Source organism: Paraburkholderia sp. RL17-373-BIF-A (assembly GCF_046030175.1).
Classification (GTDB): Bacteria; Pseudomonadota; Gammaproteobacteria; order Burkholderiales; family Burkholderiaceae; genus Paraburkholderia.
The window spans coordinates 1-313 of sequence record NZ_JARESO010000495.1; the positions used below are offsets into that span (position 1 = coordinate 1).

Here is a 313-nt window from a genome sequence, read left to right on the forward strand (position 1 = left end):
CACATCGAGCTGAAGTATCTGAAGCCGGCGGTCTGGAGGCGGGTGCTGGTCCCTGCCTCGATCAAGCTGCCGAAGCTGCATGTCGTGCTGCTGTTGGCGATGGGATGGGATGGCGGCCACATGCACGAATTCGTGTTCGACGATACCAACTACGGGGTGCCCGATCCGGACTTCCCGAGTGACCCGCCGATGCTCAACGAAGCGCGGGCGAGCCTGGGCAAGGCGCTCGGTGCGCTGAAGTCATTCACCTACATCTACGATTACGGCGACAACTGGCAGCATCGTGTGAAGGTCGAGAAGGTCCTGCCGCCTG

The 313-nt window shown here is 61.7% G+C and carries 1 protein-coding gene; it reads left to right on the forward strand.

What is annotated here, in order from left to right; translation table 11 throughout:
* Window positions 1-313, forward strand: a 313-nt coding sequence (locus P0D80_RS51520; protein WP_408296743.1) for a plasmid pRiA4b ORF-3 family protein, incomplete at both ends; no start/stop codon positions are given.